The organism is Streptomyces sp. NBC_00239 (assembly GCF_036194065.1).
Taxonomy (GTDB): domain Bacteria; phylum Actinomycetota; class Actinomycetes; order Streptomycetales; family Streptomycetaceae; genus Streptomyces.
Window position 1 is genome coordinate 8,446,184 of the sequence record NZ_CP108095.1, and the last position, 25,940, is coordinate 8,472,123.

The following is a 25,940-nucleotide window of genomic DNA, read 5'->3' on the forward strand; positions in this document are numbered from 1 at the left end:
GCGACGGGGCCGCAGCATGGTGTTCCCAGGCCCTGCCGGTCCGTGTCCCTTACCTCCGCCTCGCCGCACGCCGTTTGGGCGTCATCTGACGAGAGCGTGCGCGCGACTCAGGGCTGCGCCTGCTTCAGTAGGCCCTTGACGGACACTTCCGAATTCACGGAGATCCAGGTGAGGCCGTACCTCTCGGCCTCTCTTTTCAGTTCGTTCTCGTCCAGGCCTTCGTATATGTCGTAGATCGACTGGCTCTTCTTCTCTTTCTTGAAGTTGAACGAGGAGATGAAGGCATCTGGCTCGACTCCCGGAGACCAGTAGGCCGCCACGTACCGCGGCTTGCGCGTCACATTGATCAAGTTGACGTTGTAGCGCACCCTGCCGTGGTGTATGAGGAGCTCACCGCAGCCGGCGGGTGGGCAGTAGTATCTCCCTTCCGACTTAATCCAGGAGAGTTTTTGGTAACCGAACTCTTCATCGAGCCTCCCGCGGTCCTGCCTCAGGACGGCGAACTGGAGAACGGCGTCCAGCGTCTCGTACCTGGTATTCTTCGGGAGCGTGATCACCTTCTCCATTTTGAACTCTTCACCGGAGTCCAGTGTCGACCCAGGACCCTGGAACTGCCCGGCTGAAATGACCTCACCTTTGACTTTGCTCTCGAAGGCCTGGGCCTCCGAGGCCCACTGCCATCGCACGCGCTCCTCGTCGTCATTCCATTCCTTCATTCCCTCGCCTGACGCGGAGAACTCGGCCAAGTACCCCCGGACCGTGTAGTCGTCGACGACGATGTAGACCGGGATCCCTCCGGTGTTCTTCGCGTAGAGTTTGAGGGGGACGTGAATATAGGGTGAGTCGGCGTCTGTCTGTGGTGTCCCGAATTCCGCATTGAGCACGAAGTGTAGGGGGGCGACAATGGGTTGATAGAGAATTGAGTAACCCAGGCTGATGGCCGTCAGGAGCGCCGTGGCGGTAACACCGGCCGCGAACTTTCTTGGGTGCGGTATCCCTCTCCACACCCTTTCGTGGATAAGGGTGCGGAGAGCCCACAGTGACCAGAGCCACAAGGCGAGAACGAGCAGGACAGTGGCTATGAATTCTTGTTCCTGCAGCCACAGGAAGAGGAGAAGGGTCGTGGTGGCCAGCGCCATGAGCACGCCGAGAAGGACCAGCGCTCCGGATAGCCTGACCTGCCGGCGGCCCCAGTAGTCGACGACCGCGGGCAACGCGATCCCTTGAACTATGCCTGCCAACAGGAACAGAGCACCGACCAGACGTTGCGCGAACGTCAGTGCTCCCCAGGCGTCTGCCCAGCCGATGACGACGTGCAGAGCCAGCGAGCCGAGCAGCCCCACCAGCATGAAGGCGATGACCACACGCCGCCTCCAGCCCTTTTCGTCGGGCCAGACGCTGCTGTCGCCGCCGCGCCAGTAGACGCGCGAGCGGTCGTCGAGGTCCATGTCGTCGGGGTAGCCGAGGCGGCCGAGTACCCTCCGCAACTCCCGGAGGGACCAGGCGCTGCCCACGGTCTTGCCGAGGATGGTGATCCGGCGCAGACCGCGCCGGTCAGGTGGCTCGACGACCACCCATGGTCGTATGCCCATGGGGCCAGGCTCGCCGTCCCGCCAGTCATGTGCACAGCGAGCTGCTGCGTTCGAATGAATCAGCGGTTCGGACGAAGGTGCCCCAAGCCGTGGGCGAGACCGCGAAGGAGGGGCGGGTGGTGCCCTTGGAGTCGCGGACTTGGACGGTGTGGGGGCAGGTGGCGACCTCGACGCAATCTTCGTGCTGTGGTGCCCCGACCACACCACATGCCCCTACGGCAGGTGCAACAACACCACCTCTCGCTGAGGAGCCCCGCGCAGATCCGCCCGGTGTCGGCGGGCGCGGATGTTGCGGCGGATGTGGCGCTCGCGGGTCGGCCTGCGCTGCCGTCGATCGCCTGGGCAGCGGCCAGCGGGAGTCGGACGCGGGTGTACATCGGGCGCTCCTCTGTCGCGACCGGCTACTGGACGGTAATCTGTGTGGCCGTCTGCGTGCCAGGGGGGAATCGCATGGACAGTGCCGCGAAATTCGATGCCGTCGGTGAGCACGAGAAGACCCGTGCAGCGCTGGCCGCCGCGACGGAACGCTTGGTGCGACTCCTGCGCGACGTGCGCGACTTGGACGCGGCGTCCGGAATTCCGGTGTGGTCGGTGGGCGATGTCGGCTCGCACCTCGCGGCCGTGTTTCTCGCGTACTGCTCCGCCGCCACTGGCGACGGGGCCATGGACTGGGACAACATCCTGCCACCGGGTGACGGAACGCTCGCAGAGCGGATCACGGCCGTGAACGCCACGTCCATCCGTCTCGTCGCCGGCGCGGACCGCGCCCGACTGGGCGATTTCGTCACCGAGCGGGGCGAGACATTCCTGCGGGCCACCGCCGGCCTCGCCCCGGACACCCCCGTCGACGTGCCTTGGTTCGGGAAGGATACGACGTTCACGCTGGCCACGCTGACCGGACTGATGCTCAGTGAGAGCCTCGTGCACGGACTGGACATCGCGCGCGGGGCCGACCTTCCTTGGCCCATCGCCCCGGACGAGGCGCGCCTGGTGATCGGGCAGACGATGCCGACGCTCATGCCGCTGGCCCTGGATGCGGCGCGGGCGCGGGGTGCCAGCCTCGCATTCGACCTCTCCATCAAAGGCGGTCCGCGGCTTGCGGTCGTCGTGGCCGACCAGAGGATGACGGTGACCCGCGACGCCCCGCCTCGCCGCTACGACTGCCGGATCACCGCGACACCGGCCGCGTTCCTACTGGTCTCCTACGGGCGTATTCCGCCCTGGAAGGCGATCGCGCGCGGTCGGATGCGGGCCGGTGGTCGCAAGCCCTGGCTCGCCGCCCGGTTCGGACAGCTCACCGCCACTCCATGACCAGCGGACCGTGCTGCGCCGGCCGGCGCGCCCGCCTGCCGACCGGGGCCGGGCGCTCGGGCGAGTGCGGGAGGCCGTCCGGCGGGCGTCGTTTCCAGGCAGTGGGGATACGTAGGGGCGGAGGCCATGTCCGGTGTGGTGCTCAGCCGCCCCGGCTGAGCACCGGATCACCTTGGCCCAGGCCGAGGACCGCTCCACGTACATGCCTTCACCTGGGGCCTCGACAAGGACCGCGCCGCAACGGCAACGGCCACCGCGGCTGCCGGCCGAAGTCGGCACTCGTTGACGCCTGACGCCTGACGCCTGACGCCTGACGCCTGACGCCTGACGCCTGACGCCGGCAGCGCCGCTTCGCCACCGTCGGGAGGCGCCCGGCCGGCCCACCCCGGCCGGAGCGTACGGCAGGCCCAGCGCTCGGCCGCTGGTGTGATGTTGATGGTGTGGCAAGGTTGTGGGCCATGTGGGCCTTCGAGGCCTGTGAACGCGAGAGGGGTATGTCATGAACGAGGCCGAGCTCAGGGCGCTGTTCGACGAGATCGACACGGACGGTGACGGGCGGATCAGCATCGTCGAACTGGCGGAGGGGTTCAAGGCCGAGGGCGCCCAAGGGCACCTCGCCGAGGAGGTCAAGAAGGCCATGGCGGCCGACGCGAACCGCGACGGGGTCCTCGACTTCGAAGAGTTCCGCACCCTGCTGAAGTAGCGGCAGGCCTGACAGGCCTGCGCATGCCTCCTGGGCAAGCTTGGGGAGTCTGGGCAAGCCACCCGCGGGGAACGGGCTTGCCCGTCCCTGCCACGGGCATTGGAGCGTGGGGCCGGAACGTCCGGCTCCGCGCCCGGGCCACAGGTTCGGGTCGTCGTGTCCATGCCGAAGACGCGCCCGGGAAGGTCGCCTTGCACCTGGTCGTCGTGCTCACAGGAGACAAGTTCCCAGTGCGACGCCGCGATCGACGTCATCCGCCCTACGTCGAAACTGCGACTGCGCCGTACCCGCTCGATGTACGGCAACTCCGACGGCCGACTGTCGATCTCCAGAACGAACCGGATCGTCCCCCGTTCACAGCCGCCTGAGCCGCCTGAGCCGCCTGAGCCGCCAGTGTGCCACGCCGCGGGGACGGCCAAACACGGTCGGTCTCGAACACACCTCGGCCTCGGTGGACGGGCAGCCCCGCACCTACACCCTGCGGGTCACGCAGGTGTACCGACGCGAAGCCGGCGTGTGGCAGGTGGCCCACCGCCACGCGGACACCGTCACCGAGTAGACGCCGGCGCGCAGGCCGACGTACGCGCACACCGCACACCGTCGCGACGCGGCACGCCCAGGCGGGGGCACCGTGCGGCCTGGGCGTGCCACCGGACGCACCGCTCGATCTTCCTGCCGGGGCGGTACAACCATCCGAGTCGGTCGCGGGTCTGAGGTGTGTTCAGCTTCACTTCATGCACGGGGGACACATGCGACACCCAGTCTTCGCCCACACCCGGCCCCATGCCCGCAGCCGCCGGGCCCTGGCCGCCGCGACCGCGCTGGCGGCCGTCACCGGGGCCGCGGTGCCACTGCTGGGCGTTGCCCAGGCCGTGGCGGCCGAGGCGCCGCTGCCCGCCTTCTCCTCGGCGCAGGCCGTCTTCTCCGACACCAGTGCACAGAGCCAGGTCATCGACACGGTCATCGCCGCGGACGGCAGCACCGTCGCCCTGGTCGAGACCGACCCGTACGGGCGCCTCGACCATGCCAGCACCCTGTACGTCCTGACGCGGCCGGCGGGTTCGGAGGCCTGGGGCAAGCCGGTCAAGCTGGCCGGTCCCCTGGACTCCTGGCAGCTCGGCGCCGTCCCCCTGACCGTCACCGGCGACAAGGTCGTGGCCGTCTGGGGCGAGTACCCGGACGCCGGCCCCGCCGGTATCGGCCCCGGGCGCCTGGTCTCCGCGGTGCTCACGGCGGGCACCTGGTCCGCTCCCGCTCCGTTCCTCGAGACGACCGCGGGCATCCGCCCGGGCGGCCCTCGGCTCGCGGCCGGTCCGCAGGGCACCGTCGTGGCGGCGTGGAGGGCCAGGACCGCCGGGACCACCGTCGAGGGCGGCATCCAGACCGCGATCCTGGGCACCGACGGCCGCTGGTCCGAGCCCTCCTTCATCGTCTCCGACGCAGAGGGCGCGCAGGAGCTGTCCGGGCACGACTTGACGGTCGACGGCCAGGGCAACGCCACGGTCGTCTACGCGCAGGAGAACGCCCTGCTGTTCACCTCCCGCACCGCGGGCAGCCAGGACTGGAGCACTCCCGCCGCCCTGGACACGGGTGCCCTGGGGCCCGACGAGTACGGCCCCTACGCCCCGCAGATCAGCGCCGCCGCGAACGGTGCCCTGACCGTCATCTGGGAGTCGAAGCTCGTCGACCCCAAGCTCGCCCGCACCTCCGTCCACGCTGCGACCCGCGCTGCGGGCGCGGCCGCCTGGTCGGCCCCCGCCAGGCTGGCCGGACCCGGCGGCGTGGGCAGGGTGTACAAGCCGGTGGTCCAGCCGGACGGGGACGTCACGGTCATCTGGAACCGCGGCATGGCCGAGCGCGAGGCCGACACGGGCCGCTGGAGCGCGCCCCGGGACGTCTTCCCGAACGGCCAGCCCCTCGACGTGGCTCTGGGACCGGACGGTACCGCGCGCGTCATGGGCCGCGTCTGGAAGGACCAGAAGACCTACCTGGCCGAGAGGGCGCGCCCCGCCGGGGGCACCTGGTCGGCCCCGACCAAGCTCGTCGGCTCCGGGATGGCGGGCAGCGGCGAGATCGCAGCCGGGCCCAAGGGCGAGGGCGCCGCCGTCTGGACCGGCCCGGACGGCAACTACAGCTTCTTCGCCGCGCGGACCCTCACCCCGCTGCCCGCGCCCAAGGTGCTGTCCGCGAGCATCCCGACCACCGGCAAGGTGCCGCGGAACGGGTTGACGTACGCGTGGGCGCCGCGCTGGGTCATGGACCGGTTCACGTCCTCCTGGACGGTGACCGTCACCGACCCGAAGACCGGCAAGACCGTGTGGACCCAGGAGCCGTACTACCCGCAGGAGACCGATGTCATCAAGGTCACCTGGAGCGGCCGGCTCTCCAACGGCTCCCTCGCGCCGAGCGGCCCGCTCAACTGGACCCTGAAGGCCACCACGCCCGGCCACACCACCCCGCTGACCCTCGGCTCGGGCACGTTCACCCTCTCCGACGGCGGGCGCGTGGTCCGGGACTTCGGCTCCCGCGCCGGGGCGCCCGACAACACCGGCGACGTGTTCTCCGTGACGTCCACCGGCGGCATCCGCATCGCCTACGGCAACGCCGCCACGGGCAACTTCAGCGGCTCCACCACCGGCACCGGCTGGCCCGCGGGCACCCTGCCCACCCCGATGGGCGACATGGACGGCGACCGCTGCAACGACGTCCTCGTCCGCATGCCCACCGGCGAGATGCGCCGCTACACCCCGGGCTGCAAGGCCGCCGCGCTGACGCCCGCCACCGCGCACAAGGTGCTCGGCAAGGGCTGGAACGCCTACGACGTCATCACCTCGCCCGGCGACCTCAACAGGGACGGGACGCCTGACCTGATCGCCCGCGACGCGGCGACCGGCACGCTCTACCGGTACAACACCATCGCCCCCGGAACGGCCACCTACGGCCTGCTCTCCGGCCGGGTGTCCCTCGGTACCGGCTTCAAGGGCTACAAGAAGATCGTCGGAATCGGCGACGCCAACGGCGACGGCAACGGCGACCTGCTCCTGCAGGACGCCTCCAACGAGCTGTGGCGCATGGACGGCACCGGCAAGGGCACCTTCGCGCCGCGCGTGCTGGTCGCCAAGGACTGGGGCGCCTCGTACAACACGGTCGTCGGCGTCGGCGACCTCAACGGGGACCACCGCGTCGACCTGCTGGCCCGCGACACGGCGGGCGCGGTCCACCGGCTGAACGGCACCGGCAAGGGCACGTTCGGCACCCCGGCCAGGCTCGGCACCGGCTGGCAGGTCTACAAGTCCCTCCGCTAGAAGCGACGGGGCGGGGGCCGCAGGAGTGCGCTCCGCCCTGCCGGGTGGGATCCGGCAGGGCGGAGCCGCGGGGGAGGGACCGTCGTCGGCGGCAAGGTCCTCCCCATCCCGACGGCAGGACGACGCTGCGGCCATGTGCCGGCGCACAGCCCGCCACCCGCTCCGTTGTCCCCCGGGCACACACCGGCTCCGCCAACACCCCGCTAGTGGGGCTTGGTCAGGTTGCCTCGCCGGTGGCGTGTCTGTGTGACCGGTGATGTCGTTGACCGGGCATGTTGGCTGGTGAGTTGGCTGCGGTCCGGTGTGATCTGGAGGATTTCGCGGCGGAGGTGTTCGAGCCGTTCGGGCGGGCGGATCAGCGTCGGTGTGGGTCGGTCTACCTGCGGGGCCTGCTGATGGACGGCGGTCGCGAGTCGGTCGAGCCGATGGCCGCCCGGCTGGGCGAGGACGGCAACCGGCAGGCCCCGGCCCACTTCATCACCACCAGTCCGTGGGATCCGGCACATGTCCGGGCCAGGCTGGCCTGGAGGATGCAGCCGGTGATCAACCCGGCCGTGCTGATCATCGACGACACAGGGTTCCTCAAGGACGGGGAGGCCTCGGCATGAGTGACACGGCAGTACACCGGGACCGCGGGCAAGGTCACCAACTGCCGTGGCTATCGATGACTCATGGGACCAACTGGAGGAAACGACAACTCCATGGTGAGCGGGTGTACCGCAGGGCGGCTTGCACGCCGGGAGCCGTATCCCTTCCTTGCCCTCGCACTTGTCGCGGTCGGCATCCTCGCCGGATCCGGCGGTCGGCTTGGCTCGTCCGACAGGGCGCAGTCTCGACGACCGTGGTCGCGGTGAACAAGGCGGGACTCGTCGACTGATCAGCGTCCCGGCCGGAAGTCGGCCGCGGGGCCCGGCAGGGGGCGTAAAAACCGGCTCTGGCCCGCAGGTCAGGCTCGATGAGGTGGGCCCGCGCAACGAGGGCCCGAATTTTGGCAGATCCTCGTTAAGGCCATTGCCGTGCTCCGCCGGGCTGCGACGGGGGCGCCCGGACTACGTCTCGGCCGGCGCGGTGCTGGCGGCGAGGCGATTCAAGCCGAGAGCAAGCCGCGCATCCCCGGTGGCTATCATCCGGGGCTGAGGAGATCCATGACCGGCCAGGCGCTCTTCGAGCGCGGAGAAGATCGTCTGGACGTCAAGGACTTCGGGTCCGTCTTTGACCCCCCGCTCGAGGATGTCGATCATTGCGGCTGTGAAGTCGGGATATTTGTTGCCTGGGCGCGCGACGGCTGCGCGGGTCGGGGATGACGAGGCCAGCACATAGGTGCCGGTCGCCGCGGCGAGTTCCGCCACGTTCCCATGGCGAATGCCCGACCTGCGAAGCAGCAGTTGAGGATCACAGCCTTGCGTCTGGCACGGCTCCTGGCCAGCAGCTCGCGTACCTCGTCATAGGGGATCGCCGTGAAGGTGTCGTGGATGGGGAGCGGGTGTCACGGGCTGTGGTCGCGCCCGTCCCGTGGGGCGAAGGCTGTGAGGGCGTCGGCGTCAGTCGCGCGAGCGTGCAGGAAGTAGTCGGCCCATTCGGCGATCTCCGGGTAGGACGAGTCCTGGCTGAGCTGGGCGGCTGCGGCTTGGAGGTCGAAGTGCGTGGTGCGGAGTTCGACGCCCGGGCCCAGGAGGGCCCAGTGCGCTCCGGTTCGTCCGTAGGGCATGCCGATGCTGCCGGGGTTGATCACGAGTCGGCCGTGGGCGAGGCGGACGAACGGCATGTGGGTGTGGCCGCAGACCACGGTGTGAATGCCGGCATCGAGTCCGTCAAAGACTTCCTCCCAGCGGTCGAGGCGGGAGTCGACCAGGACGACCTCCTCGTCGTCGCGAGGGGTGGCGTGGCAGAACAGCACCTTTCCCAGGCCGTTCACGGACAGGGAGAGTGATCGTGGAAGCGAGCTGAGAAGGTCGAGATGGTCCTCGCGGAGCTGTTCGGCTGCCCAGGGGGCGATCGGATCGGGGATCGTTTCGCGTTGCCCCCGGCGGTATTCGAGGAGTTCGCGGTCGGCGTTGCCGCTGATCCAGACGACGCGGTCGCCAAGGCTGGTCAGCAGGTCGAGGACCTGGGCCGGTTGCGGGCCGGCGGTGATGTCGCCGGTCAGCACGATGTGATCGGCAGTGCTGACGTCTGGTTCGGCGAGTACTGCCTCCAGGGCCGGCAGGACTCCGTGAATGTCGGACAGAACGGCTACTTGGTTCAGCATGGTCACCACTGTGGGGGCGAAGGCCACCGAGTGGTGTGATCTTTCGCTGGCCGCGTAGTTCGAGGGGGCCGTTCAGCGTGTGTGGTCGCCGGGTGCGTAGTTCTTCCAGGGGCTCCGGCCTCAGTGGCGATGCGGGTGGTGCTTTTGTCGTGGTAGCCCAGTGCCTGGGCGATGACGGGCGCCGGGGCCTGGAGGACGAGCTGGCGGATGGCCGAGGTGCGGCCCTTCTCGGCCGGGACGCCGAGTTTGCGGAGCGCGTCGCGCAAAGTGCCGGGGTTCATCGGCTGGCTCGGGCGGCGGCCGGGGACGAGCCGGGGTGAATCCTGGTTGATGGCTGGGGTTTTGCCGGGCAGGGCCTGGAGGTAGTCGAGCAGGAGGGCGGCCACCGGCTCGGGGACTGGGGTGGGCGGATCGCCGAGTCGGAGTACGACATGCTGGCCGTCGTGGACAACATCATCGGTGACCATGCGGACGATCCGGCTGACGGGCTGGGCGAACAGCAGGACCAGACAGGCGGCGAGCCGGACTCTCGGCGAGCTGCTGTCGTCGGTGAGGACCCGTTGCAGGGCCGTGATGCGCTGCCGTTGCCGTTGGCGGGATTTCATTCCGGTGGGGGGAGACGGGTCGGCTGCCCTGCGGATCGGACCCGCCGGTTTCGTGGTGCTAGGCGCGTAAATGCACGAACACCTCTACGCTTTAAGGGAGTTCGGGTTAAGCGTCCTTGGCGCCCTTGATGGATGCCGGGGATGCGGGCCACCGAGTCGTCGTTCGTCATGGGGCACCGGGGGGTGCCTGCGACCTGTGGGGGGATTTCTTTGAACGTTCGATTAACGCTACGACGCAAGCACAGTGGGCAGTCCGGTGCGCCGGGGCGCCGCTGGGCTGCGCTCCTCGCGGTGGGTGTCCTCGCCGTGGCCGGCGGGACCGCGTCCGCCGAAGTGCGGCCGGCGCCCCCACGGCCCGGGGCGGCGGTGGTGAACACTGCGGACTTCCAGCTCAATGCGGCCGCGACGTCCTGTTTCAAGAAGTCGGTGCCGAACTGCACGAGTCCGGATCCGACTGTGTACGTCAACGTGACCAGCACCGGCAACACGTCCGCCTGTGTCTTCGCCCTGAAGATGGTCTGGGGTGATGGTGAGACCACCACCGACGAATTCGCCGGCGGCGGCGACGGCGCCATCATCAAACAGGTGAAGCACACGTACAAGAAGCCGAAGCCGTTCCTCGCGCCGAAGACGTACCCGCTCACGTGGGATGTGTCGGTCAGGTCCGGCAACTGCTACGGCGGCTCGGGCCCGCTGAGCTTCACGCGTACCTGCGCCAAGACGTCGTTGAGCGGGTCGGCGTGGGCCGCGAAGTTCCCGGGCAGCAAGTCGCTCGACGACCTGGCGCCGGGCTTCCGGGAGAAGGTCAAGGCGTTCAATGCCGCCATGGACGCCGCCGGCATCACGGTGAAGCCGAAGGCGACGTACCGGCCGGCGGAGCGGGCGTACATGATGCACTACGCCTGGCAGGTCTGGAAGACGGCGGTGCCCGCGAACAAGGTGCCCGCGTTCAAGCCCGCCAAGGGGCAGTCGGCGGTCGACATCTGCTGGCAGCACACCGATGCGAACGGCAAGTTCGACTCCGCGGCCTCCGTCGCCGCAGCGGACCGGATGGTCGGCGCCCTCGGCCTCGACAGGACGAACAAGCTGGCGCCGTCGCTCAACACGCTGCACACGCCGCGGCTCGCGATCGACATGACCACCACCTGGGCCGCGAACAGCATCACGATCACCGACAAGACCGGTACCCGCGTCAAGATCGCGACCACGCCGCGCACCGGTATGAACACCAAGCTCTGGGCGGTGGGCAAGACGTACGGTGTAATCCACTTCTCACCCGCCGCCAAGGACAAGAACCACTGGTCGTACAACGGGCACTGAGCACCCGGCGGCAAGCCCCCTGCAACGGCCCCTTGAGAGGGGCCGTTGCAGGGGGCGCTGTCCGTTTTCAGCGCAGGACCTCCCACTCGGGGTACGCCCACCGGGGTCGGTGAAGGAGGTGGTGGGCCGGTGCTTCAGGGGGAGAGCGTCTCGGCCCCGCAGAATCGCGAAGGCGGCGAAGGCCGGAGCGGACATCCGTGGCGAGGTCCTGCTCACCCTGGCCCAGCTGCGGCGGCCCCCCGGCAGCTGAAGGCGCTGCTGCCGCACCAGCAGGCCACACCGACCACGTATGCCGGGCGCTGCGCAACCTGCTCGACGTCTTCGCCGTGCGGGTCACCTGCGATGCGCCGCATTCATGTCGGTGGGTGGTGTCAGTGACGTTGCGTCGGGTGCAGTGCGCGAAGCAGGGTAGGTGTCGGCGCTCCACCTGTCGCCTGAGCGTGTTGCCGGGAGAGCGGACGTCCGTTGGCCGGAGTTGGCGGTATCTGTCCTCGTGAGGTCAGTTGAGGCTGACCTGGAGGGTGGCGGCGGTTCTCATGGGGAAGCCGGCATCGGTGCGGGTGGTCTGGGGTGCCCAGCGCAGACGGGGGAAGGTGGTCAGCAGGGATTGGATCGCGATTTCCGCTTCGAGGCGCGCGAGTTGTGCGCCGAAGCAGGTGTGCTTGCCGGCGCTGAAGGCGAGTCCGCGGTTGTTGCCGGGGCGGCGCGGGTCGAAGCGGTCGGGGTCGGGGAACTGGCGCGGGTCGCGGTTGGCGGCGCCGACAACGCATGCCACGGTCGCGTGCGCGGGAATGGGTCCGGACGGCGCGTCGGCCTGTACGGCTGTTTCCCGGAAGATCACCTGCAGCGGTGGGTCGCGCCGCAAAGATTCCGTCCGCGCCGAATAGATCAGGCTCGGGTCGGCGCGCAGGGCCGCCATCTCTCCCGGGTGGTCCAGGAGGTTGGCCAGCATCGAGCGCAGGTCCTTGTCGATGGTTTCCGCTCCCTCGCCCAGCAAAGCCCCGCAGGACCCTTTGATCATGTCGTCGGAGAGCCGCTTGCCGTCGACCGTGGCGGTGCACAGGTGCGACAGAAGACCGGGGCCGGGGTGAGTACGGTGGTGGGCGAGGTGCGGGGCCAGGTAGGCGTACAACTCGTCACGGGCAATGAGGCCGCGCTCTAACATCGCCGGGTCCTGGCGGGGACCCAGGAAATTGGGAAACTCGTCTGGGGTGCCGCCAGCCATCAGGATTTTGAGAATCCGCTTTTCCCACGTACCTGGGTGAGTGTACATGTAGTGTTTTATATGGGCGGCTTCCCAAGGTACTCCGTAGCCGCCCCCTGGGTCTTCGGCGCCTTCAGCGCGGCGCTTATAGGATGGGGAAGCAACTACCAGGATGAAATCCGCTTCTTCTATAGTCTTGTTCATGTAGTCGGCCCATCTCTGCGGCTGTTCAGCCGCAGAGATGTCAATCTCGGCATTCACCCCTTCCGCGCGGAGTCGTAGCCATAGTGTGCGCACCTTCTCGTCGTGGTGATTACTGTCCCCGTGTGAATAGGAGATAAACGCCAGAGGATTGTCCTGCCGTCCCTGCTGGTCGCGATCAACCACAGCGCTCACCTGCTTTCGCGCACACACCCCCAATATCGATCCTGCATCAGCCGGCGCGGCACCGCATGGCGAGATCGCGGAGGGGTCCCGCGTCGACGGCACCTCGGGTGCGCCGACGCCAAGCCTGGCCGACGGCCCTTGGTAGCACTTATGCCCCTGACCTGGGCAGTCTTGCAACCGCCAGGCTGCGACAGCCGCCGCTGCCATGGCGATTCAGCTTTTTGTCACACTGATGTTCACGCCACTCCTCTGTGGGGAAAGGATGCTCTATGCTTTCTTTCGCACACGCCAAATAAGCGCGCGTTCGCCCGCGTGGCGGGCGTTTTACACCCGTACCTGGGGTGACAACCTCGCACGAACGTGCCGCCGCACCGCCCCTGGCGTCGTGAAGACGAGATCCGCCAGCGCTGTGTCGACGGCCGCACCGTCATCGACGAGGAACCTCGGGGCGGCGATCAGCCCGCTTAGCCGTCCAGCCGTGCCACGGCGGGCGCCGGGAGGCCCATCGCGGTGAGTGGGGATGTGCATGCGGTGATCATCGAGCTGTACGGCCTTCACCCCTGCGATAGGTCCAAGTCTGCGATGCCCCCGCCGCCAGGTGTGGCGCGCCGCGCAGTGTCGGAGGCGGCTTCTAAGATCCGACGGTGGCTGATACCGAACTGACTTTCGACCTGATTGACCTGCAAAAACGATCCGACACCGCTTGGGCCAAGTTCCTGGCCGTGGCAGACGAGGCCGGCCCGCGGAACGTCGATGCCGACTGGCCGGACGCGGTTCGAGGCGGAGCGGTGGTGGGCCGAGTGGGGCGCGCGCGCCGACCGCGTGCGCGAGGCGATCGACGCCTGGGCTGAGGAGAGCGGTCAGCGTCGTCTCGACATCGAGGCGGAACTCAAGAAGCAGATCCGGGGCGGCCCGCAGCTCTGGCCAGTCGACGAGTAAGAGCGACCTTGACCGTCGGCGGCCGCCGTCTTCTTGTGCGGGCCGGTCCTGGTGAGCGATCGAAAGACGGGCAGCCGGACATCCCTGTGGCGTACCCCGTCGGGGCTGGCTGGCCTCGGCTCGCCGGCTGTGGTCTTAGAAGTGCCGGGCCCGCTCAACCCGCGTTGATCGTCCACGGGTTATGGCTCGGTCAGTCCAAGCTCGCGCTCAGCTGCGCAGATTCCGCAGGCCTCCACTTGCGGATGACGAAGAGCGTCCCGTGCCTGGTCACGCGTGGCGGCGCGGGTACGGCCGGAGATGAGGCTGCAGTCGCCGGTGTGGACCAGCATCGCGGAGTGCTTGGCGCCGATGCCGTATTGGATCCGCCATTCGGCGACCGGGACCGGCGGCGGTCCGGCCGCGCCGGCCTGCGTTATCTGCTCGCGGTGTTCGAGGTCGGCGATCTGTCGGCGGACCGCGTCCAGTAGCACGGCGCACCAGGTCTCGATGACCTTCAAGCGCGCCAGGTCCGGCGGGAAGGGGAACGAGTCAGCGTTCCGTGGGGCGTCCACGGCGCTACGCTCCGCATCCCTCGACCCGCTTGAGCGCCATGCGGGCGTCGACCAGCTGCTCGCCGTCGAGGGACGTCCAGTACGGGTCGGTCAGGACGAGTCGGGACAGACGGAGCATCCGCCGGTGGAAGCGGTGCACCGCGTCGGCCTGCTCGGGGGTGTAGCCGGGGGAGTCAGGGACGTCCCCGCGGTGGCTGTAGCGGTGCTCGCTGGCCTTCCACCCGGCCATGGGCTCGGCCGACCAGGGCAGCTCCGCGCACAGCGCGAGGTGCTGGGCGCGGACGCGGTGGAGCTGCAGCTGGAGAGCGCGTAGGCGGGGCGGGAAGTCGTACGGCATACCAGCATCGTACGTCTGTTCGAATTTTGTCCAATCAAGCCATGCCTGAAAATCGCTTCCCGGAGGACCTGATCGCGCTCGCGCAGCTACGGATCAGGACCTTCAACCAGGGCGTTCGCAACCCAAGCCGGGAGCTGGGCCGTGAACTGTTCCGCCTCAACCGCCTGATCGACCGCCACCCCCATTGGTGGACGATCGGCTGGACCCGCGCCACCCGCGCCGCCCTCCACTGCGCGGCTGTCGCTGCGCCCGGAGGTGAGGAAGAGATCCAGCAGCGCGTCGTCGATGGCCGCATCGTCATCGCCGAGGAGTCCTCAGGCTGGGATCACCTGGCTTAGCCGCACGAGTCTTGGTCGTGTGTGAGCCGGTGGTTGATGTCGGAGGCCCACTGATGGGCCCAGGTACGGATCTCGTCGATGGCGTTCTGGTCGAGTCCGTAGGCTTCGTATCCTTCGTTGTCGTACCAGTCTTCCCGGCGTCCAGCGCTCGTCCGCGCAGGACAGTGAGGCAGGCGTGGGCGGCCATGGCCAGGGTCATGTGGCGGTGCCAGCCGTCATAGCGGCGGACCTGGTAGTCGTCCAGGCCGCACTCCTGCTTCGCGGTCTGGAAGCATTCCTCGACAGGTTACGTCGATTCGGCGCTCGATCTGCTCCTGCACGGCGCCCCTGCCCGCCCGGGGGGGCTGTCGTCAAAGTGATCCCGCCTTGTGGATCACGGAGTGGTGCTACGACGCCACGGACCGTCCGACGCCGAGTGGGAACTCATGGAGTCCGCCTGTCATGCGGTCCCGCTCTCGATGGCGGCCAGGACGCGGTCCGGGGTCAGGGGCAGCTCGCGCAGGCGCCTGCCGGTGGCGTGGCTCACCGCGTTGCCGATCGCCGCGGCGGCCCCGACGATGCCGATCTCGCCGATGCCCTTGCTGCCCATCGGGTTGAGGTGCTTGTCGTGCTCGTCGATCCAGTGGGCCTCGATGGCGGGGACGTCGGCGTTCGACGGTACGTGGTAGGCGGCCAAGTCGCGCTCCGCGAAGTCGCCGAACGCGGGGTCGAGGCCGCTGTGTTCGGTCAGCGCCATGCCCAGCCCCATCACCATCCCCCCGATGAGCTGGGAGCGTGCGGTGCGCGGGTTGAGGATGCGGCCGGCGGCGAAGACGCCGACCATCCGGCGGACGCGTACCTCGCCCGTGACGGTGTCCACCCGGACCTCGGCGAAGTGCGCCCCGAACGCGTGGCGCGCGTACGGGGACTTCTGCTTCGCCGACTGGGTGGTGTCGGCGGACGCGGAGAGGCCCGCGGCGGGCAGCGGTCCCACGTGCCGGGCCAGCCGGTCGGTCAGGGCGGTGCACGCGTCGTGCACCGCCCAGCCCCAGGATGCCGTGCCCGTGGAGCCGCCGGCGACCGGTCCGGCGGGCAGCGCGCTGTTCCCGATGGCCAGCGAGACGGCGTCGAGCGGGACGTGTAGGGCGTCGGCGGCGATCTGGGAGAGGACGGTACGGGCGCCGGTGCCGATGTCGGTGGCGTTGACCTCGATGAGATAGCTCCCGTCGGGGCGGGCGTGCGCCCGGGCCCCCGAAGGGGCGATGTATACGGGGTAGGTGGCGGCCGCCACGCCCGTTCCGATGAGGAACGGCCCCTCGCAACGGGGCGGACGGCGGCCGGGCCAGCCGAACCGGCGGGCACCGTCGCGCAGGCACTCCACGAGGTGGCGGCTGCTGAACGGGCGGCCGCTGTCGGGCTCGGTGGCGGGGTCGTTGCGTACGCGCAGCTCGACCGGGTCCATGCCAAGGGCGTCGGCCAGTTCGTCCATGGCCGACTCCAAGGCGTACATGCCGGGAGTCTCGCCGGGAGCCCTCATCCAGGAGGGTGTCGGTACGTCGAGCGCTGTGACGCGGTGGGTGGTGCAGCTGTCCTGGACCCCGTACATCACCCGGGAGGGTACGGCGGCCTGCTCGACGAACTCGCGCACCTGCGAGGTGTGCGTGGTGACCTCGTGGGTGAGGGCGGTGAGGGTTCCGTCGGGGCGGGCGCCCAGCCTGACGTGGTGCAGGGTCGGCGCGCGGTGGCCGACGGTGGCGGCCATCTGCTGGCGGGGCAGCGCCAGCGTGACGGGGCGCCCACAGTGCCGAGTGGCCATGACGGCGAGGACGACGTGGGGGCGCGGTGTGCCCTTGGAGCCGAACCCGCCGCCCACGTGCTCGGCCAGGACGGTGATCCGCTCCTGCGGCAGTCGGAAGAGCCCGGCCAAGACGGCGCGCACCACGGTGGTGCCCTGGCAGGAGTCGTAGACGGTGAGGTGCCCGCGCCCGGCGTCCCAGTCGGCGGTCGCGGCGTGCGGCTCCATGGCATGGTTGTGCAGCGGCGGCACCGAGTAGACGGTGTCGACGCGTACGGGCGTGGCGGCGAACGCCGCTTCGGGATCGCCCTGTTCGCGGTGGGCGGGGTAGCCGCCGTTGACTTCCTCGGGTGTGTAGAGGCCCGGGTGTCCTTCGCGCAGGGTGACGTCGTGCGGCTCGGCCTCGTAGGTGACGCGGACCGCGTCGGCGGCGGCTCGGGCCTGCTCCAGGGTGTCGGCGATGGCCAGCGCCACGTACCAGCCGCGGTGCGGCACCCGCAGGTCCTGGAGGAGTTGGAGGGTGGGGTCGTCGGAGGGGCCCAGGCGCGGGGCGTCGTAGGGGGTGAGGACACCCAGCACTCCGGTCAGGGCCAGGGCGGCGGCCGTGTCGACGGAGGTGATCCGGCCGCGGGCGACGGTCGCGGGCACCGGCCAGGCGTAGGCCCGCCGGGGCAGGTGCTGTTCGGCGGCGTAGCGGGCGGCGCCGGTCACCTTCTCGCGGCCTTCGCGCCGCGGGACGGGGGCGCCGAGGGCGGCGGCCGCGGGGGCCGTGGTCTCTAGGATGGCGGAGGTCGGGCTCATCGTGTTCCTGTTCCTGGTCCTGTTCCTGGTCCTGTTCCCGCTCCTGGTCGGTGGCGCCGGCTACGGCGCGGCGGGGGAACCGGGATGCGGGCCGGCGGCCAGCGCGGCGATGGCGTCGCAGGCGAGGTTGCGGGCGAGCGGGATCTTGTAAGCGTTGTCGCGCAGGGGCCTGGCCTGCGCGAGTTCCTCGTCGACGGCCTCGCGGACGGCGTCGGGGTGCGGCGCGGCGCCGGTCAGCCGCGCCTCGGCGGTGGCCGCCCGCCAGGGCCGGTGGGCGAGACCGCCGAAGGCGAGGGCGATCCGGCGTACGAGGCCGTCGTCGAGGTCGAGGACGACGGCGACCGAGGCGAGGGCGAAGGCGTACGAGGCGCGTTCGCGGGCCTTGCGGTAGAGCGAGACGGACCCCGGCGCCGCAGTGGGCAGGAGCACCGCCGTGACGAGCTCCCCCGGACGGATGACGGTGTCCTGCTCGGGGTGGTCCGCGGGCAGCCGGTGCAACCCCGTGGCCGCGACAGTACGGGTACCGCCGGTCCCGTCGTACAGCTCCACTTCGGCGTCCAGTGCGGCGAGTGCCACGGCCATGTCGGAGGGATGGGTGGCGATGCACTGCTCGGAGTGTCCGAGTACCGCATGGTCGCGGTGGATCCCGTCACGGGCTGCGCAGCCGCTGCCGGGTTCCCGCTTGTTGCACGGCTTGGAGAGGTCCTGGAAATAGCCGCAGCGAGTGCGCTGGAGCAGGTTGCCGCCGGTGGTGGCCACGTTGCGCAACTGGCCTGAGGCGCCGGCGAGCAGCGCCTGGCTGAGGAGCGGGTACCGGCTGCGCACCCGCGGGTCGGCCGCCAGGTCGCTGTTGCGGACCGTGGCGCCGACGCGCAGCCCGCCGTCGGGCAGTTCGCGGATCTCCTCCAGGGGGAGCCGGGAGATGTCGATGAGGGTGCCGGGGGTTTCGACCCCCAGTTTCATCAGGTCCACGAGGTTGGTGCCGCCGGCGAGGTAGCGGGAGCCGGGGTGGGCGGCATAGGCGTCAGCCGCCTCCTGAAGACTGGTGGCGCGGAGGTAGGCGAAGGGCTTCATGCGATCAGCTCCGCGCCGGTCCTGGTGGCGGCGGCGTCCGACCCCGCGTCGGCCACGGCCTGGACGATCGCGGGGTAGGCGCCGCAGCGGCACAGGTTTCCGCTGAGCCGTTCCCTGATCTCCTCGTCGCTCAGCACGGCGGGTCCGGAGCCGGCCGGCTCGGCCGGGGACGTGGCGGCGGTGACGTGCGAGGGGTGGCCGGCGGCGGCTTCGCGGAGCGCGCCGACGGCGGAGCAGAGTTGGCCGGGGGTGCAGTAGCCGCACTGGAAGGCGTCGTGTTCGATGAAGGCGCGCTGGAGCGGGTGGAGGGCGCCGTCCGGACCGGCGAGGCCTTCCACGGTGGTGATCTCGCAGCCGTCGAGGGCGACGACGAGGAGCAGGCAGCCGTTGGCCCGTCGGCCGTCCACCAGGACGGTGCAGGCGCCGCACTGCCCGTGGTCGCAGCCCTTCTTGGCGCCCGTCAGGTCCAGGTGCTCGCGCAGGGCGTCGAGGAGCGTGACGCGGTGGTCGAGGTCGAGGTCGTGATGGACACCGTTGACGCGCAGGGTCACGCGGGAGCGGGTGGCCTCGTCTTCGGGCGTGTGCGGCGCCGGTCCCAGGTCACCGCCGTTCGCCGGCTGGGGGGCGGCCGGGTCGGTTGCGTGAGCCACGACGAACTCCCTTGTCGTTCGTTTGGGAGGGAATATCCCTTCGACTGCCCAGCCTGACCCCTCTCACGCCGGAACGCGCCCCACGCCCCGTCCGGCTCCCCCCATACGGCCCACTGGTCGAGCAGGAACAGCAGTGGTGACGCACCGCGGCAATCCCGGACGGTGGTCTGAGCCTAGAAGGCCGAGTGGGCGAACCAGTGGTCGAGCAGGTCCGGGTCGCCGAGCAGGTCGAAGGCGCCGCTCTGGCGGTCCAGGCGGCCGTAGAGGAGCAGCAGGAGGTCGGCGGCCGTTCCCCGGACCGCGGCGTCCGCCGCGTGGGACTCGGTGCCGTCGGCCACCAGGGCGAAGCCGTCAGGGCGCAAGCGGATCAGCCAGTCACCGTTGCCGTTGCCGTCGCCGTCCGTACAGGTGAAGCGAATGGTCCGGTCAGGGGCACGCAGTTGGGCGGTCAGCGGCGCGAAGGGGGACGCGAACGGCAGGTTGGTGAGGAACTCGTCGATGCCGTCGACCGCCAGCACGCGGTCGACGTGCGGTGAGAGCCCGAGGGCGAGCTGGGCGTCGACCCGGTGGACGAGGGTCTCGAAGAGCATGCGCCGGACCCAGAACCGGGCGTGCTGGTCGACACCCCAGGCCCACATGGGCGCGTCCAGGTCGGTGGCGGCGAACACCTCGACGGCCTCCGCCGCGCCCGCGGCCAGCCAGTCCGGGAAGTCGCCGGGGTGCTCCGGCAGGTGCAGGTCCACCGCACGGCCTGCGCGCGGTCGGCCGGACGGTACCGCTGTGCCCGGAGCAGGCGCGGCAGGTGGGCGCGCACCTGGCCGCCACCGGGCCCGGGGCATCCCTGGAAGGGTGTGCGGTTCGCCTCGGCGTGGGGCAGCCGTGACGTCCTGGACGTGGTGCTGGTCCGCCCCAAGCTGGTGGCGGAGGTCAGCACCGACCGGGCCGTGGACCGGGGTGGCGTCTTCCGGCACCCGACGCGGTTCAAGCGACTGCGCGTGGACGTCACGGCACAGGACCGGCCTGACCGTGGGCGCCCCGGCCGACGTGAAAGCCGAAGACGTGGCTTTGTTCAGCGTCCGCTACCGGGGCTCGGTGCCCACCCTCGTCCTCACCGGCGGCACGATCGTCCCCTCCCTGATCACCGTCGTCGACGGCTCCGGAACCATCCTCGCCGAGTACCGGCACGCCCCGCCCCGAAGCGGCCATCAGCCTGACCAAGTAGGCCCGCCCGACCGGGGCTGAGCCGCCTCGCACCGGCTTCTGGAGCGAGGCCGGCCCGCCGTCACGGCGGGCGGGCCTGGGGGCGCCGGATACCGCCCCGCCGCCTGCCTTGGCGCGGGCCAAGGCGGTGATGGCCAGGACAGCACTGCCCCGGGGCGTGTGTTGGGCGGCTCGCGCGGGAGCGGTGGCTGGTGGGTTAATCAGCCGGCAAGGTTCACCCTCGTCACGACCCCCGCGGGGCAGCCGCCGGGGATCGCCGTACGGCTGCCCCGGCGGCGCGGTGCCGGACCGGTGTGAAGACGCCGGTGCCGGGGCATGTGAAGACGCCCGGGTGAGGCGGATGGCCCGTACGGTCGGGTGGTGGGCCGTGGTCCGCTGCCGTGGCGCTCGTGCCGCACCCGGTTGCCAGACCGGTCTTGTCCGTTGATGTCGCCGGAACAGGAGCACGCCCATGCGCCTTTACGCCCAAACCGGGGCACGTCGTTTCCGACAGGTGCTCGCCGATCTCGTCGCGCTCGTCCTGGTGGCGGCCGCAGTGCGGTTCGCGCTGGCGGTCCGCGAGGCGATCGCGCTGCTGGCCGAGCCGGGGCGGAAGGTGGAGGACGCAGGCGGGAGCCTTGCGTCCGGCCTCGGCGACGCGGGGGACGCAGCCTCGCACGTGCCGCTGATCGGAGACACCCTGAAGAAGCCGCTGGAATCAGCCGCCGACGCCGGCAACGGGCTCTCCGATGCCGGGCAGTCCATGCAGGACGTCGTCGGGCAGGTGGCCGACCTGACCGCGTTCGCCCTCATCCTCACCTCGGTGGCGTTCGTACTCGCGCTCTGGCTGCCTCCGCGCTTGCGCTGGATCCGCCGCAGCGCACGGCTCCGACGCCTGGTCGACGCACCCGGCGGCGCCGATCTGCTGGCCCTGCGGGCCCTGACCGGACCGTTGGGAGACCTGGCGGCGGTCGGCGTTCCCCCCGGAGGTCTCGCCGACGCCTGGCGGCGCGGCGACGAGCGGGTGATCCGTGACCTGTCCGGGGTGACGCTCAGGCAGGCCGGCCTGCGCGCCTGAGGGCTGGGGGGAAGACGGCGGCGGCCGCCCGGTGCCGACACGGGCATCGCGCGTCCCGGTGCACGCGACCGGCCGGGCATTGAGCCCGGACCGCAGGGTCCTGACGCAACGCCCGGCCTTCATGCAGCGGGGTCCGGCTCAGCAGCCAACGCAGTTGTAGAAGGTGACGTCCCAGTGGTTGCCTTCGTCGGCGTAGACGTTGCCGGCGCCGGACTTCCACTGCGGGGCGCCGTCACCACGCACGCCGATGTAGGTGAACGTGTTCTTGATGTAGTTCCCGAGGCAGGTGTACTTGCTGAAGTCGAGCTTGTAGCCGTTCCAGTGCGAGTAGGTGCCGCCGGCGTGGCCGGTCTCGGTGCCGCCGGTGATGTTCAGTGAGCAGCCACTGGCGCTCTTGAGCGTCTGGGCGCCCTGCGCGCTGGCTAGGTTGAGCTGCTCGAAGGAGGTGCAGGAGGGGTTGTTGCGGTCGGAGCAGCCGCCGGACGAGGACCAGGTGATGGCGGAGCTGCGGAACATCGAGGCGGCCGTGGCGTGGCTGATCTTGGTGGCAGCGTGTGCGTCCGTCGCCCCGCCGAGTACGCCCACTCCCGGCGCGAGGAGGGCGCCGAGCACGAGGGCGCGGGCGGTCCATCGGGGGCGGCTTGCTGCCGTGGTGCCGGGGTGGGGCCGGTGGGGGCCTGAGTGAGAGTCATGTGCGTTCCTCCTGGTACGGATTCCGGTGGACGTGGCGCGTGGTGCGTCAGCCGTGCGGCGAGGCCGGGGGAGGTGAACCGCGGTCTACCCGCGTTGACTTCTGGGCGTGAGCGGTTCCTGGGCCGCAGGGTGTAGGGGCGAGGCCCCGGAGTCTGGGACTCCGGGGCCTCGGTGGTGGGACGGTCGTGCTTACTGCCAGGTGTTGGAGTGCCAGATGGCACCGCCCTTGCCCTCGCCGCCGTCCTTCTTGTAGACGACCAGGTTGCCGTCGTTCTGGAAGTGGAGGTAGGCGCCGGGGTTGCCGTAGGTGGCGGTGGACCAGTAGGAGTTTCCGCTGTCGGGGCCGCCGCCCTTGCGGTAGGCGACGAGGTTTCCGTCGCCGCCCATGTGGAGGTACGCGCCGGGGCTGCCGGCGGCGGGGGAGCTCCACACGTCCTTGGCCTGGTTCTTGTCCCAGATGTAGAGGCGGCCGTCGTTGCGCATGACGAGGATCTTGTTTGGGCTGTCGATGGCCGCCCTGCCACACGGCTCTAGGCGTTGGCGATGACGAGCAGGGTGCGGGCGGGTTCCGGTCCCGTCAGGCGGCAGCGGTGCGGGACTTCGCCCCGGTGGTGGGCGCTCTGGCCGGCGCGGAGGGTGAGGGGGTCCTCGCCCTCGACCTCCAGGACGACCTCGCCCTCCAGGACGTAGAGGAAGTCCTCGCCGGGGTGTTCGAACCAGCCGCGCTCGCCCTGGCCCGGCTCGAAGTGGTGCTCGTACGCCTCCATCAGGGTGCTGCGCCCGCCGGGGATGAGGACCTGGGCGGTCTGCCCCGTGGCCTCGTTCACGCGGATCACCTGCGGATCGCTCTCATGGCTGACCGCACCCGGCCGCTCGGGCGGTCGGAGGAAGGTGCCCGGAGTGACGTCCAGCGCCTCCGCGATGCGGTAGATCGAGCTGAGGCTGGGCGTGGCGAGGCCGCGTTCGAGCTGGCTGAGGAAGGGCTGGGAGAGGCCCGAGCGGGTGGCGAGGGCGGCCATGGAGACGCCGCGCTGCTTGCGGCAGCCCCGGATCACCCGCCCGACCTCGATGGCTTCGGGCGTGGGTTCGGGTCGAGACACGCAGGTGAAGTTACCCCATCGCCGATCGGGGCCCGGGGGGCCCGGAGAGGTTTCGCACTGCCGCAACACTCCCTTAATAAGCGTCGTCAATTATTGACCTCACTTATCGACGTCGAGGAATCGGCGGAGGATCCGAACGAGGAGCTGCCCCGTGTACGCCACCCCCTCACCGCCCGGCCGGCTACTCGGCCGGCTCGGGCCGGCCCTGGGCGCGGCCGGTGCCGTGCTCGCGCTCTGGTACCTGCTCGCCCGGTCCGGCGCGGTGGCCCCCGGGCTGCTGCCCACGCCCGCCGAGACCGCGGCCGCGCTCGCGGACAGCGCCCGCAGCGGTGTCCTGGCCGCCGATCTGGGCGCCAGCCTGGCCCGTGCCGGGCAGGGTTTCGCGCTGGGCGCACTGGCCGGCAGCGCGCTGGGCTTCGCCACCGGCTACCTGCCGAGGCTCTCCGCCGCCGTCACCCCGGTGATCTCCTTCCTGCGCCCGATCCCGGCCATCGCGCTGGTGCCGCTCGCGACTGCCTGGTTCGGCATCGGTGAGACCGCCAAGCGCCTGCTCATCGCGTACGCCGTGCTGCTCGCCGTCTGGCTGTACGTACACGACGGGGTCTCGCGGGTGCCGGCGTCCCACCTGCGGGCGGCCCGCTCGCTGGGGGCGCCGCTGCATCGCCGCTTCACCGAGGTCCTGCTGCCCGCCGCCGCACCCGCCCTGCTCGCCGCGCTGCGGTACGGGGCCTCGGTGGCGCTGCTCGCCCTGGTGGCGGCGGAACTGGGCGGCGCGGACAGCGGTCTGGCGTACCGGCTCCAGGTGGACGGCCAGTTCCTGCGCGTGGACAAGATGTTCGCGGGGCTGCTCGTCCTCGGGCTGCTCGGCGTGGCCGTCGACCTCCTCCTGGCCGAGGTCGGCCGCCGGTTCGTGCACTGGAGCGCCTCATGAGCCTGGGCGTACGACTGGAAGAGGTGTCGGTCCGCTACGGGGCCACCGCGGTGCTGGAGCGCACCGAACTGGAACTGCCGGCAGGCTCGTTCACGGCGCTGCTGGGGCCCAGCGGATGCGGCAAGTCCACCGTCCTCAACCTGGTCGCCGGGTTCGTACGGCCCACCGAGGGGCGGGTGACGGCGGGTTCCGCTCCGGTGCGCGGGCCGGGCCCGGAGCGGGGCGTGGTCTTCCAGCACTACGCGCTCTTCCCGTGGCGCACGGCCCGCGGCAACGTCGAATTCGCCCTCAAACGGTTGGGCCTGCCGCGCGCGGAGCGCCGCCGGCGCGCCCTCGCGGCCCTGGCCGAGGTGGGACTCGCGGACGGCGCTGAGAAGTACCCGGCCCAGTTGTCCGGCGGCATGCAGCAACGTGTGGCACTCGCCCGCGCGCTGGCCGCCGAGCCCGAAGTGCTGCTGATGGACGAGCCGTTCGGCGCCCTGGACGCACTGACACGGACCCGGATGCAGACCCTGCTGCGCGAGCTGTGGCAGCGACGCGGCACCACCGTCCTGTTCGTCACGCACGACATCGACGAGGCGCTCGCCCTCGCCGAGCGGGTCGTCGTCCTCGGCGGCACCCCCGGACGCGTGCTGGCCGACCACGCCGTGCCCGCCGGGCAGACCGACGCGGACCTGCGCTCCGTGATCGCCCGCCACCTCGGCTCGGACTGAAGCCTCCACGAACACCTCCCCTGCTTCCCACCGCTCACCCCCGTCCCCCGGAAGGACTCCCTCCCATGCTCAGACCCCGCGCAGTGACCGCCCTGCTGACGGCTGCCCTGCTCTGCGCACTCACCTCCGCCTGCACCGACGGCGGCGGACCCGCGGACGGCGGCCGCCCCGCCGTTTCCATCGCCGCGAGCGACCACCTCGGCGGGGCCCCCGTCCACGTGGCCCAGGAGCGCGGGCTGTGGTCCGCCCAGGGCCTGGACGTCACCGTGACCACCCAGCCCACCGGGCGGGACGCCCTGAACGCCGTGCTCGGAGGCCAGGCGCAGCTCGGCGTCGTCGGTGACCTGCCCGCGGTCACGGCCGCACTGGGCGGGCGCGAGCTGCGGATCGTCGCCGACCTGTCCCGGTTCTCCGACTGGCGCCTGCTGACCCGCACCGACCGGCGGATCACCGGCTTCGCCGCACTCAGGGGCCGCAAGGTCGGCGTCCCGCAGGGCACGAACGTCGAGTACGCGCTCTCGCGGATGCTCGGCTCGGCCCGGCTCACGGCCGCGGACGTGACCGTGGTCAACCTCGCCCCGAACCAGGTCACCGCGGCGCTGGCCCGCGGGGACATCGACGCCGGCGTCACCTTCCCCAGCTTCTACGACTCCGCCCGCACCACCCTCGGCGACCGCTACGCCGAGCTCCCCTTCACCGGCTACACGGCCCGGACCCTGCTCGTGGCGGGCCCGGAGACGACCGAGGAGGCCACCACGGCCGTACTCCGGGCGCTCCTGAAGGCCCAGCGCGAGATCGTCGCCGACCCGCCGGCCGCGCGACGGGCCGTACTCGCCCAGTCCAAGGGCGCGCTCCAGGCCGGCTACGTGGACGCCTTCCAGCCCCGCTACGGCTACGGTGCCACCCTCTCGCCCGAGCTGCTGGCCCAACTGCAACAGGAGGCCGTCTGGGCGAAGGCCGCCCAGGGGCTGCCGGGCTCCGCCGACCGGTCCGCGCTGCTCCGGCACCTGCACCGCGCCCCCCTGACGGCCGTCGACCCGTCTGCGGTCACCATCCCCTGAACCGCCACCCCGTTGAACTGCTACC

25 protein-coding genes and 3 pseudogenes are annotated in these 25,940 nt (G+C 70.6%); 12 read left to right on the forward strand and 16 right to left on the reverse strand.

Annotation, left to right across the window (positions count from 1 at the left end; translation table 11 throughout):
- Nucleotides 1–107: 107 nt before the first annotated feature.
- The gene (locus tag OG764_RS37395) at nucleotides 108–1,592 is read right to left on the reverse strand and encodes a hypothetical protein (protein ID WP_328972784.1); all 1,485 of its coding nucleotides are present in this window, start codon (nucleotides 1,590–1,592) and stop codon (nucleotides 108–110) included.
- Nucleotides 1,593–1,617: 25 nt separating this feature from the next.
- A pseudogene (locus OG764_RS37400) lies at nucleotides 1,618–1,770 on the reverse strand (DUF397 domain-containing protein); the annotation flags it as partial.
- 272 nt (nucleotides 1,771–2,042) lie between these two features.
- On the opposite strand from OG764_RS37400, the gene OG764_RS37405 reads away from it, so the two are divergent.
- The 4 genes and pseudogenes from OG764_RS37405 to OG764_RS37420 all read left to right on the forward strand — a co-directional run.
- Nucleotides 2,043–2,903 carry a maleylpyruvate isomerase family mycothiol-dependent enzyme gene (locus OG764_RS37405; protein WP_328972786.1) on the forward strand — a complete coding sequence of 287 codons (861 nt, stop codon included), beginning with the start codon at nucleotides 2,043–2,045 and terminating at the stop codon, nucleotides 2,901–2,903.
- Nucleotides 2,904–3,402: 499 nt separating this feature from the next.
- Entirely contained in the window at nucleotides 3,403–3,606 is a 204-nt protein-coding gene (locus OG764_RS37410) for an EF-hand domain-containing protein (protein WP_328972787.1), read from the forward strand.
- 749 nt (nucleotides 3,607–4,355) lie between these two features.
- A complete protein-coding gene (locus OG764_RS37415) occupies nucleotides 4,356–6,911 on the forward strand; it encodes an FG-GAP repeat domain-containing protein (protein WP_328972788.1) in 2,556 nt (851 codons plus the stop codon).
- Between the two features lie 272 nt (nucleotides 6,912–7,183).
- Nucleotides 7,184–7,516 (forward strand): annotated as a pseudogene (locus OG764_RS37420) (transposase); the annotation flags it as partial.
- A 444-nt stretch (nucleotides 7,517–7,960) separates the two neighbouring features.
- On the opposite strand, the gene OG764_RS37425 reads toward OG764_RS37420, so the two are convergent.
- The 3 genes from OG764_RS37425 to OG764_RS37435 all read right to left on the reverse strand — a co-directional run bounded on the left by OG764_RS37425 (nucleotide 7,961) and on the right by OG764_RS37435 (nucleotide 9,764).
- Entirely contained in the window at nucleotides 7,961–8,260 is a 300-nt protein-coding gene (locus tag OG764_RS37425) for a hypothetical protein (RefSeq protein WP_328972789.1), read from the reverse strand.
- Nucleotides 8,261–8,397: 137 nt separating this feature from the next.
- Entirely contained in the window at nucleotides 8,398–9,159 is a 762-nt protein-coding gene (locus tag OG764_RS37430; RefSeq protein ID WP_328972790.1) for a metallophosphoesterase family protein, read from the reverse strand.
- Between the two features lie 2 nt (nucleotides 9,160–9,161).
- Nucleotides 9,162–9,764: a hypothetical protein gene (locus OG764_RS37435; protein ID WP_328972791.1), complete on the reverse strand. Its 603-nt coding sequence runs from the start codon at nucleotides 9,762–9,764 to the stop codon at nucleotides 9,162–9,164.
- A 369-nt stretch (nucleotides 9,765–10,133) separates the two neighbouring features.
- Here OG764_RS37435 and OG764_RS37440 point away from each other — a divergent pair, with 369 nt between their 5' ends.
- Complete coding sequence (locus tag OG764_RS37440; RefSeq protein WP_328972792.1) at nucleotides 10,134–11,084, forward strand: hypothetical protein; 951 nt, start codon at nucleotides 10,134–10,136, stop codon at nucleotides 11,082–11,084.
- A 499-nt stretch (nucleotides 11,085–11,583) separates the two neighbouring features.
- Here OG764_RS37440 and OG764_RS37445 read toward each other — a convergent pair whose 3' ends face one another.
- Nucleotides 11,584–12,675 (reverse strand): cytochrome P450, encoded by a 1,092-nt coding sequence (locus OG764_RS37445; RefSeq protein WP_328972793.1) that lies wholly within the window; start codon nucleotides 12,673–12,675, stop codon nucleotides 11,584–11,586.
- Nucleotides 12,676–13,428: 753 nt separating this feature from the next.
- Between OG764_RS37445 and OG764_RS37450 the strand changes: the two genes are divergently transcribed.
- On the forward strand, nucleotides 13,429–13,614 hold the full coding sequence (locus OG764_RS37450; protein ID WP_328972794.1) for a hypothetical protein: 186 nt from the start codon (nucleotides 13,429–13,431) through the stop codon (nucleotides 13,612–13,614).
- Nucleotides 13,615–13,793: 179 nt separating this feature from the next.
- Here OG764_RS37450 and OG764_RS37455 read toward each other — a convergent pair whose 3' ends face one another.
- A complete protein-coding gene (locus OG764_RS37455) occupies nucleotides 13,794–14,165 on the reverse strand; it encodes a DUF6233 domain-containing protein (RefSeq protein WP_328972795.1) in 372 nt (123 codons plus the stop codon).
- A 4-nt stretch (nucleotides 14,166–14,169) separates the two neighbouring features.
- Nucleotides 14,170–14,502, reverse strand: a complete 333-nt coding sequence (locus OG764_RS37460; RefSeq protein WP_328972796.1) for a hypothetical protein — start codon at nucleotides 14,500–14,502, stop codon at nucleotides 14,170–14,172.
- A gap of 41 nt (nucleotides 14,503–14,543) precedes the next feature.
- On the opposite strand from OG764_RS37460, the gene OG764_RS37465 reads away from it, so the two are divergent.
- Complete coding sequence (locus OG764_RS37465; RefSeq protein WP_328972797.1) at nucleotides 14,544–14,840, forward strand: hypothetical protein; 297 nt, start codon at nucleotides 14,544–14,546, stop codon at nucleotides 14,838–14,840.
- Here OG764_RS37465 and OG764_RS37470 read toward each other — a convergent pair.
- From OG764_RS37470 to OG764_RS37490, 5 genes and pseudogenes are all read right to left on the reverse strand, one after another.
- Nucleotides 14,800–15,123 (reverse strand): annotated as a pseudogene (locus OG764_RS37470) (IS701 family transposase); the annotation flags it as partial. The gene OG764_RS37465 and the pseudogene OG764_RS37470 overlap by 41 nt on opposite strands.
- A 156-nt stretch (nucleotides 15,124–15,279) precedes the next feature.
- The gene (locus OG764_RS37475; protein ID WP_328972798.1) at nucleotides 15,280–17,415 is read right to left on the reverse strand and encodes a xanthine dehydrogenase family protein molybdopterin-binding subunit; all 2,136 of its coding nucleotides are present in this window, start codon (nucleotides 17,413–17,415) and stop codon (nucleotides 15,280–15,282) included.
- Between the two features lie 60 nt (nucleotides 17,416–17,475).
- Nucleotides 17,476–18,489, reverse strand: coding sequence for an FAD binding domain-containing protein (locus OG764_RS37480; protein WP_328972799.1), 1,014 nt, complete (start codon nucleotides 18,487–18,489; stop codon nucleotides 17,476–17,478).
- Nucleotides 18,486–19,088 (reverse strand): 2Fe-2S iron-sulfur cluster-binding protein, encoded by a 603-nt coding sequence (locus tag OG764_RS37485; protein WP_328973294.1) that lies wholly within the window; start codon nucleotides 19,086–19,088, stop codon nucleotides 18,486–18,488. The genes OG764_RS37480 and OG764_RS37485 overlap by 4 nt, the downstream gene beginning before the upstream one ends.
- Nucleotides 19,089–19,312: 224 nt before the next feature.
- Complete coding sequence (locus tag OG764_RS37490) at nucleotides 19,313–19,978, reverse strand: maleylpyruvate isomerase family mycothiol-dependent enzyme (protein WP_328972800.1); 666 nt, start codon at nucleotides 19,976–19,978, stop codon at nucleotides 19,313–19,315.
- 220 nt (nucleotides 19,979–20,198) lie between these two features.
- Between OG764_RS37490 and OG764_RS37495 the strand changes: the two genes are divergently transcribed.
- Together OG764_RS37495 and OG764_RS37500 are read left to right on the forward strand one after the other, a co-directional pair.
- Nucleotides 20,199–20,381, forward strand: a complete 183-nt coding sequence (locus tag OG764_RS37495; protein ID WP_328972801.1) for a hypothetical protein — start codon at nucleotides 20,199–20,201, stop codon at nucleotides 20,379–20,381.
- A 430-nt stretch (nucleotides 20,382–20,811) separates the two neighbouring features.
- Nucleotides 20,812–21,417: a hypothetical protein gene (locus tag OG764_RS37500; protein ID WP_328972802.1), complete on the forward strand. Its 606-nt coding sequence runs from the start codon at nucleotides 20,812–20,814 to the stop codon at nucleotides 21,415–21,417.
- A 138-nt stretch (nucleotides 21,418–21,555) separates the two neighbouring features.
- Here OG764_RS37500 and OG764_RS37505 read toward each other — a convergent pair whose 3' ends face one another.
- The 3 genes from OG764_RS37505 to OG764_RS37515 form a co-directional block, all read right to left on the reverse strand.
- Complete coding sequence (locus OG764_RS37505) at nucleotides 21,556–22,029, reverse strand: hypothetical protein (protein WP_328972803.1); 474 nt, start codon at nucleotides 22,027–22,029, stop codon at nucleotides 21,556–21,558.
- 270 nt (nucleotides 22,030–22,299) lie between these two features.
- Nucleotides 22,300–22,593 (reverse strand): hypothetical protein, encoded by a 294-nt coding sequence (locus tag OG764_RS37510; RefSeq protein ID WP_328972804.1) that lies wholly within the window; start codon nucleotides 22,591–22,593, stop codon nucleotides 22,300–22,302.
- A gap of 47 nt (nucleotides 22,594–22,640) precedes the next feature.
- On the reverse strand, nucleotides 22,641–23,210 hold the full coding sequence (locus OG764_RS37515) for a helix-turn-helix domain-containing protein (RefSeq protein ID WP_328972805.1): 570 nt from the start codon (nucleotides 23,208–23,210) through the stop codon (nucleotides 22,641–22,643).
- Nucleotides 23,211–23,361: 151 nt separating this feature from the next.
- On the opposite strand from OG764_RS37515, the gene OG764_RS37520 reads away from it, so the two are divergent.
- The 3 genes from OG764_RS37520 to OG764_RS37530 all read left to right on the forward strand — a co-directional run bounded on the left by OG764_RS37520 (nucleotide 23,362) and on the right by OG764_RS37530 (nucleotide 25,915).
- The gene (locus tag OG764_RS37520) at nucleotides 23,362–24,141 is read left to right on the forward strand and encodes an ABC transporter permease (RefSeq protein ID WP_328972806.1); all 780 of its coding nucleotides are present in this window, start codon (nucleotides 23,362–23,364) and stop codon (nucleotides 24,139–24,141) included.
- A complete protein-coding gene (locus tag OG764_RS37525; RefSeq protein WP_328972807.1) occupies nucleotides 24,138–24,854 on the forward strand; it encodes an ABC transporter ATP-binding protein in 717 nt (238 codons plus the stop codon). The genes OG764_RS37520 and OG764_RS37525 overlap by 4 nt, the downstream gene beginning before the upstream one ends.
- A 65-nt stretch (nucleotides 24,855–24,919) precedes the next feature.
- Nucleotides 24,920–25,915 carry an ABC transporter substrate-binding protein gene (locus tag OG764_RS37530; protein WP_328972808.1) on the forward strand — a complete coding sequence of 332 codons (996 nt, stop codon included), beginning with the start codon at nucleotides 24,920–24,922 and terminating at the stop codon, nucleotides 25,913–25,915.
- The last annotated feature ends 25 nt before the right edge of the window (nucleotides 25,916–25,940 follow it).